Source organism: Marinobacter antarcticus (assembly GCF_011049865.1).
Lineage (GTDB): Bacteria > Pseudomonadota > Gammaproteobacteria > Pseudomonadales > Oleiphilaceae > Marinobacter > Marinobacter antarcticus_A.
On sequence record NZ_DRGY01000140.1, the window covers coordinates 1 to 6,219 of the forward strand.

The window sequence follows — 6,219 nt, forward strand, 5'->3', positions numbered from 1 at the left end:
CCACAGGTTCCGGTTTTGGCCCCTTGTATCTGGATTACGTGCTGGGCATTACCAAGGCCTATACCACCCGGGTTGGGGCTGGCCCTTTCCCCACGGAGCTGTTCGATGAAATGGGCGAGCATCTGGCCGTGAAAGGCAACGAGGTGGGCACCACGACAGGTCGTTCCCGCCGCTGCGGTTGGTTCGATGCGGTCGCCCTGCGCCACGCTATTCAGATCAACAGCGTGTCTGGTATCTGCCTGACGAAGCTGGATGTTCTTGACGGGCTGGAAACTGTCAAGGTCTGTATCGGTTATAAAACGCCGAATGGCGAAATTACCCGGCCACCAATCGGTTGCGACAGCTACAAGAACATCGAACCGATATACGCTGAGTTACCGGGCTGGAGCGAAAGCACATTCGGGTTGACGACACTGGCGCAGTTGCCGGAAAACGCCAGAGCTTATATCCAGTTTCTGGAAAAGCAGATTGAGGCGCCGATCGATATCATTTCCACGGGCCCTGACCGTGTTGAAACGATTATCCTGCGCCACCCATTTGACAGTTAAACGTCAACGGATTCAGAAACCCGCTTCGCCTTGACCGGCAAGGCGGGTTTTTTGTGTTCAGGGTTTCTCGGCAATAACGGTAGCGCGCTTCGGCCCCGGGTAGCCTTCGATGGTTTTTCCAGGGTTGTTCGGGTCCAGAAAGTCCTGCAGGGAATTGAAACGCATCCAGTCTGTGCTGCGCTGTTCGTCGGTGCTGGTCTGTGACACATCCACAACGCGGGCGTTGCGAAAGCCGGTGCGGTCCAGCCACCTCAGCAATGTGTCACAACTTGGCAGAAACCACACGTTGCGCATTTGCCCGTAGCGGTCCTCTGGCATCAGGCTGTGGCCTTCCGGGCCATCAACTATCAGGGTTTCAAGCACCAGTTCACCGCCTCTGCGCAAAGTGCCTTTAAGTTCCAAAAGGTGATCAAGAGGGGATCGGCGATGATAAAGAACACCCATGGAAAAAGTGGTATCAAAGGTTTCAAGCATCTCAGGCACGTCTTCCATGCGGATGGGGAGCAGATCGACAGGAGCCTCACCCATGTAGCGTTTTACGCTGAGAAACTGGAACATGAACAGTAGCCCGGGATCGATACCGATCACGCGCTTTGCCCCGTCGCCCAGCATGCGCCAGCAGTGGTAACCCGAGCCACACCCCACGTCCAGAATGCGCCGTCCGGTCAGGTCTGAGAGGTAAGGTGACACCCGGTCCCACTTCCAGTCGGAGCGCCATTCCGTATCAATGTGAATGCCGAAGAAATCAAAGGGCCCTTTGCGCCAAGGCATCAGGCCCCTCAGACCGCTTTCAAGTGTTTGCTGTTGTTGCTCGCTCAGGGTGGTTGATGAGCCGAGGGTGATTGCAGAGGTGTTCAGCTCGGATGTTGTTTCGATAATATCCGGAAGGCTGTTCAGGGCCGACTGCCAGCGACCCAGGTCGCCGTGAGGGTTGTCGTCAAAGCGGTGGGTCAGCTGCCTTTTGATTTGATCTGCCCAAATGATGTGGCCAGTGTTGTCCAGTTCTGCCAGAAGTTGGCCGAAACAGGTTCTCCAGTCAAAGTGCGACATGGTCTGCTTGCTCTGCGTATAGGGTTCAGCCGGCCTTGATAGCCAGCATGGATACGAAGTTGAAGCACTGATACCACACCAGCACACGGTCAAACCCCGCCTCTTTCAGGCGCGCTATATGGGCCTCCAGTGTTTCGGGAATCAGTACCTGTTCGATGGCGCTGCGTTTCTGGCTTATTTCCAGATCTGAATAGCCATTGGCCCGCTTGAACTCGTGGTGGAGGCGCGTTTGAATGGCCTGCTCATCTTCTGAATCGAAGCGGATTTTCTCCGAAAGGATCAGCACGCCTCCGGGCCGGGTCGCGTCAGCAATTTTGACCAGAAGGCTGCCTCGCTGCTCCTGCGGAACAAACTGCAACGTGAAGTTCAGGGTAGTGACGGAGGCGTTCGTAAGCTCTGTTTCCTGAATCGTCTCGCAACGGAGGCTAACTGGCTGGGCGTGGTCGTCCAGAGCGATGTAATGTTCACAGCGTTCGATCATTGCGGAGGAATTATCAACGCCCACAAGCGAGCAGCTGTCAAAGGCAATACCGTGGCGCATGGCCAGGGTGGAAGCACCCAGTGAACAGCCCAGGTCGTAGCAGTTGGAGTCCGGCTGAGCGTATTGTTCGGTAATAACTTCAATCATCGGAATGATCGTGGTGTAGCCGGGAACAGATCGACGAATCATATCCGGGAATACGCGCGCGACGGCTGCATCGAAGCGAAAATCTTCAGGCTGGCGCTCGGCTGCAAAAAGCCGGTCGGTCAGCTGTTCCGGTAACGGGTCGGTCTTACTGGTCACTGGCGGGTTCCTGTTGTTGGTCGGGCTGTGCCTGTTCGTCAGGCTGTGGCAGCACAGCCGGGTCATTAGGCGAGGGTTGATAGCACCGCACGCCGCGGTTTTTATAATCCACCAGAATACCCATAAAAGAGGGGTCTACATCGGCGGCGATGGCCAGATAGCCGTTTTCACAGACGGCGTGAAGCTCGGAGGCCTTTGGCGACATACGGAAGGTTTCACCTTCGGTGATGTGGATCGCCTGAAAGTCGCCAACCGGAATATGATCCTTGTTGTCTGAATGCTTGATGCCGCCGCTGAGTTCAAGCACCAGTACCGTGCCACCGATAGCAATCAGGGCGGTCACAAACAGGCTGCGGATGGTATAAAGGGCATCGTTCTGGCTCATGCTTACCTCATGTTAAATGCAAAATAACGGTCAGTATTGGCCGGGAAGGGCAATCGAAGGCGCTTGCAGAGCTCCCAGTTGTTCTCTCAGTGAAAGCACCTGATCGGACCAGAAGCGGGGTTGCCCGAACCATGGGAAAAACCGTGGGAACGCAGGGTCATCCCAGCGTTTCGCAAGCCACGCGCAGTGGCTGATCTGCCGGTAACATCGCAAGGGCTCAATCAGGTGCCTCTCCCGGCGATTGAACTCCCGGAACATTTCGTAGCCTTCCAGTAACTCGCCGAGCTGAGCGCCACGTTCGCTGTCTTCGCCGTTCAGCAACAGCCACATGTCCTGAATAGCCGGCGCAGAGCGACAGTCGTCCAGATCCACAAAAAGCATCTGCTCATCCCGACACAGAATATTACCGGCGTGGCAGTCGCCATGAAGCCGAAGTGTTTCAATCGTGCCAGCCTCTGCCATACGGGCGCGACAGTGGGTTAGAAGATCCGGAATCAGGCTGTCCCAGGCTGGCCGAAGGTCCTTCGGAATCCAGTCGCCTTCAAGCAGCAGGTTGTTGCTTGCTTCGATACCATCCAGAGGTGAAAGCGCCACGCGATGCTGAAAAGGTTTCAGGGCGCCTATGTTGTGAATCTGGCCGAGCCACTGCCCAAGGCGATAGAGGGTATCGGTAACGCTTGTGTCAGGTGCCTGCCCGCCGCGCTGGTCAAATACCGCGAAAAAAAAGTCATCGTGTTTTCCGAGCGTGCTTCCCGAGGGCATAACCAAAGGTGCTACAACAGGAATGTCTGCCGCCAGCAGTTCTTGGGTAAACTCGTGTTCTTCGCGAATTTGCGCTTCGGTCCAGCGCCCGGGGCGATAGAACTTGGTGATCACCGGCGGGCCTTCGTCCAGACCCACCTGATACACCCGGTTCTCATAACTGTTTAGCGCAAACAGCCGGCCGCTTACCGCAAAACCGGCGTCTTCCATGGCGTCCAGAAGAGTGTCAGGCGTCAGGGCATCGTATGGATGGGCTGAAACGTTCATAATAAAGCGAGGCCGGGCTGGTAAATGTGAGCATCAGTATACCTGCTTGGCAGCGCTCTCGTAATGCGGCCCCGGGATGTTTCCATGGGTTCCTGCCCGTGCGGGATTGCGTTAACGTAGGTGCTATCGGTTTTTGCTTACCGGCTTTTATTTGCCGGATACGCTTCATCTATTTACCAGATACGCTTCATCGGCAGCAGGTTGATCCCGTGGCAAGTGATTTTCTCGAATTGGACACCGTTGTTATCGGGGCGGGTGTTGTGGGGCTGGCAATTGCCCGGGCGCTCGCGCTGACCGGCCGCGATGTGGTGGTTCTGGAGGCCGGTGATCGCGTGGGCGAAGGTATTTCATCCCGCAACAGCGAAGTGATTCATGCGGGGATTTATTACCCGCAAAACTCGCTGAAAGCACGTCTTTGCGTGGAAGGCCGCAGGCAGTTGTACGACTATTGTGGGGCCCACAAGGTTGCGTATCACAAGTGCGGTAAGTGGATAGTTGCCACCGATGAAGCACAAAATCCGAGACTTGAAAACATTCAGTCGCACGCTGCGCTCAATGGTGTTGATCTGTCTCTTATGGGTGGTGATGCCGTCGCCCGAAAAGTGCCCGACGTTCGTGCCAGCGCCGGGCTATGGTCGCCGGAAACCGGCATTGTGGATACCCACGGACTCATGCTATCACTGCTGGGTGAGCTGGAAGATGCAGGCGGCTCGCTCGCGCTGCGCTCACCGGTCGTGCGCGTGGAATCCGTTGAAGGTGCTCATGTTTTGCAGGTGGCTGGCGCTGCGCCATGCACGGTTAAGGCCCGACATCTCGTTAATGCGGCTGGGCTAGGAGCCGTTCCACTGACCGGCGCCTGGACAGGGCTGCCTGATGAGCAAAGACCGACCCAGTGGTTCGCACGCGGCGTCTATTTCAGTTACGGCGGTCGTCATCCCTTTCATAACCTGATTTATCCGGTGCCCGAAACAGGCGGCCTGGGCGTTCACCTCACTCTTGATCTAGCCGGCCAGGCCCGCTTCGGGCCCGACGTAGAATGGATTGAGCGGGAGGATTACTCGGTTGATCCCCAACGAGTGCACGCTTTTGCGGAAGGTATCCGGAAGTGGTGGCCGGGCCTTGAGAGCGATCGCCTCCATCCGGCCTATGCAGGTATTCGGCCGAAGCTGAGAGATGCGGAGGGCGGTTTTTTCGATTTCAGAATAGATGGCCCCGAAGAGCACGGTGTTCCGGGGCTGGTCAACCTGTTTGGTATTGAATCCCCAGGACTGACAGCCTGCCTGGCGATTGCTGATCTGGTAACGCGCAAGCTGACCTGAGCCCAGCCGGTTTAGCCGGGTGTTCGTGCCAGCGCCCAGACTTGAATGTTCCGTGCGCCCGCCTCCCGTAACGCCGACGCAAGCACCCGCACAGTGGCGCCGGTTGTAACCACATCGTCCACGATGGCAACCCGTTCCGGTACCGACGAACACACGTTGAAAACACCACGCAGATTGGCCAGTCTTGCCTCTCTGCTCAGCCCGCGCTGGGCCTGAACTTTGCGCACCCGGCGAACGACCCCTGCGTCAACTGGAATGCTCAGTGCTCGGCCCAGGCTTTCTGCAATATCCCTCGCCTGATTGAAACCGCGTTCGCGACGGCGCGCAGGGAACATGGGTGACGGAATCAGCAAGTCGGGTTTTGCGTCGCTTTGACCCTCGAAGGCCAATTCAAGGTAGTCGGAAAAGTCGGCAAGCAGTGGCCGGGCGAATTTACGCTGGCCGTTGTATTTGTAGCGGCTGATCATGCTGTCGACCGGATACTGATAGCGCCAGGGTATGAGAGAGCGATCGTACGGCGGCGGCGATGTGAGGCAGTCTCCGCAAAGATACTCGTCGCTCGGGTGCGCCAGGGGTAGCGCACAGCATCGGCAATGCCATTTATTCACCGGCAGATCCGCACGACAGGGCGCGCACAGACCGTGCTTGCCATTGGGCGACAGGCAGGCGATGCACCGGTCTTTCTTCCGTTCAGTGTCAACCTTTAATCTATTTAAGGTTGACAGCCAGCCTAGTGTCTTTATCATCTGATTCATCCGTAAACCCAGATACCAAAAAAGGTTAACAGGACTTCTACATGACCGCTACAGCAATACGCCATGACTGGACACTTCAGGAAGCCAGATCACTTTTGGAACTTCCTTTTAACGATCTCATGTTCCGGGCCCAGTCGGTACACCGACAGCATTTTGACCCCAATGAGGTTCAGGTCAGCACTCTGCTGTCGATCAAAACCGGCGCCTGCCCGGAAGACTGCAAGTATTGCCCCCAGAGCGGTCACTACAATACCGGCCTGGAAAAGGAAAAACTGCTGGAAATCGAGGCGGTGGTTGCAGAAGCTCGTGCTGCCCGGGAAAAAGGCGCATCGCGGTTTTGCATGGGTGC

At 56.6% G+C, this 6,219-nt stretch carries 7 protein-coding genes and 1 pseudogene; 3 read left to right on the plus strand and 5 right to left on the minus strand.

Translation table 11 applies throughout. The features are described 5' to 3' along the window. Positions 1-548 (plus strand): adenylosuccinate synthetase (locus ENI00_RS17190; protein ID WP_304105095.1); only part of this gene is annotated, 548 nt, incomplete at its 5' end. A 57-nt stretch (positions 549-605) separates the two neighbouring features. On the opposite strand, the gene cmoB is transcribed toward ENI00_RS17190, so the two are convergent. The 4 genes from cmoB to ENI00_RS17210 are packed head-to-tail and all read right to left on the minus strand — an operon-like array spanning position 606 to position 3,796. After that, positions 606-1,598, minus strand: coding sequence for a tRNA 5-methoxyuridine(34)/uridine 5-oxyacetic acid(34) synthase CmoB (cmoB, locus tag ENI00_RS17195; protein WP_304105098.1), 993 nt, complete (start codon positions 1,596-1,598; stop codon positions 606-608). Between the two features lie 25 nt (positions 1,599-1,623). Further along, positions 1,624-2,382, minus strand: a complete 759-nt coding sequence (gene cmoA / locus ENI00_RS17200; protein ID WP_304105101.1) for a carboxy-S-adenosyl-L-methionine synthase CmoA — start codon at positions 2,380-2,382, stop codon at positions 1,624-1,626. Next, on the minus strand, positions 2,372-2,767 hold the full coding sequence (locus ENI00_RS17205; RefSeq protein ID WP_304105104.1) for a kinase: 396 nt from the start codon (positions 2,765-2,767) through the stop codon (positions 2,372-2,374). The genes cmoA and ENI00_RS17205 overlap by 11 nt, the downstream gene beginning before the upstream one ends. A gap of 30 nt (positions 2,768-2,797) precedes the next feature. Then, complete coding sequence (locus ENI00_RS17210; protein ID WP_304105107.1) at positions 2,798-3,796, minus strand: serine/threonine protein kinase; 999 nt, start codon at positions 3,794-3,796, stop codon at positions 2,798-2,800. 209 nt (positions 3,797-4,005) lie between these two features. Between ENI00_RS17210 and ENI00_RS17215 the strand changes: the two genes are divergently transcribed. Continuing rightward, positions 4,006-5,115 (plus strand): NAD(P)/FAD-dependent oxidoreductase, encoded by a 1,110-nt coding sequence (locus ENI00_RS17215; RefSeq protein ID WP_304105112.1) that lies wholly within the window; start codon positions 4,006-4,008, stop codon positions 5,113-5,115. Positions 5,116-5,126: 11 nt separating this feature from the next. Here the strand turns inward: ENI00_RS17215 and ENI00_RS17220 are convergent, their stop codons facing one another. Next, the gene (locus ENI00_RS17220; protein WP_304105109.1) at positions 5,127-5,861 is read right to left on the minus strand and encodes a ComF family protein; all 735 of its coding nucleotides are present in this window, start codon (positions 5,859-5,861) and stop codon (positions 5,127-5,129) included. A gap of 50 nt (positions 5,862-5,911) precedes the next feature. Between ENI00_RS17220 and ENI00_RS17225 the strand changes: the two are divergent. Further along, a pseudogene (locus ENI00_RS17225) lies at positions 5,912-6,219 on the plus strand (biotin synthase); the annotation flags it as partial.

What these genes read in the sequence shown, in the direction of transcription:
- ENI00_RS17205 (WP_304105104.1), bottom strand. Translation starts at nt 2,767, where the DNA reads ATGAGCCAGAACGATGCCCTTTATACCATCCGCAGCCTGTTTGTGACC.
- ENI00_RS17220 (WP_304105109.1), bottom strand. Translation starts at nt 5,861, where the DNA reads ATGATAAAGACACTAGGCTGGCTGTCAACCTTAAATAGATTAAAGGTT.
- cmoB (WP_304105098.1), bottom strand. Translation starts at nt 1,598, where the DNA reads ATGTCGCACTTTGACTGGAGAACCTGTTTCGGCCAACTTCTGGCAGAA.
- ENI00_RS17210 (WP_304105107.1), bottom strand. Translation starts at nt 3,796, where the DNA reads ATGAACGTTTCAGCCCATCCATACGATGCCCTGACGCCTGACACTCTT.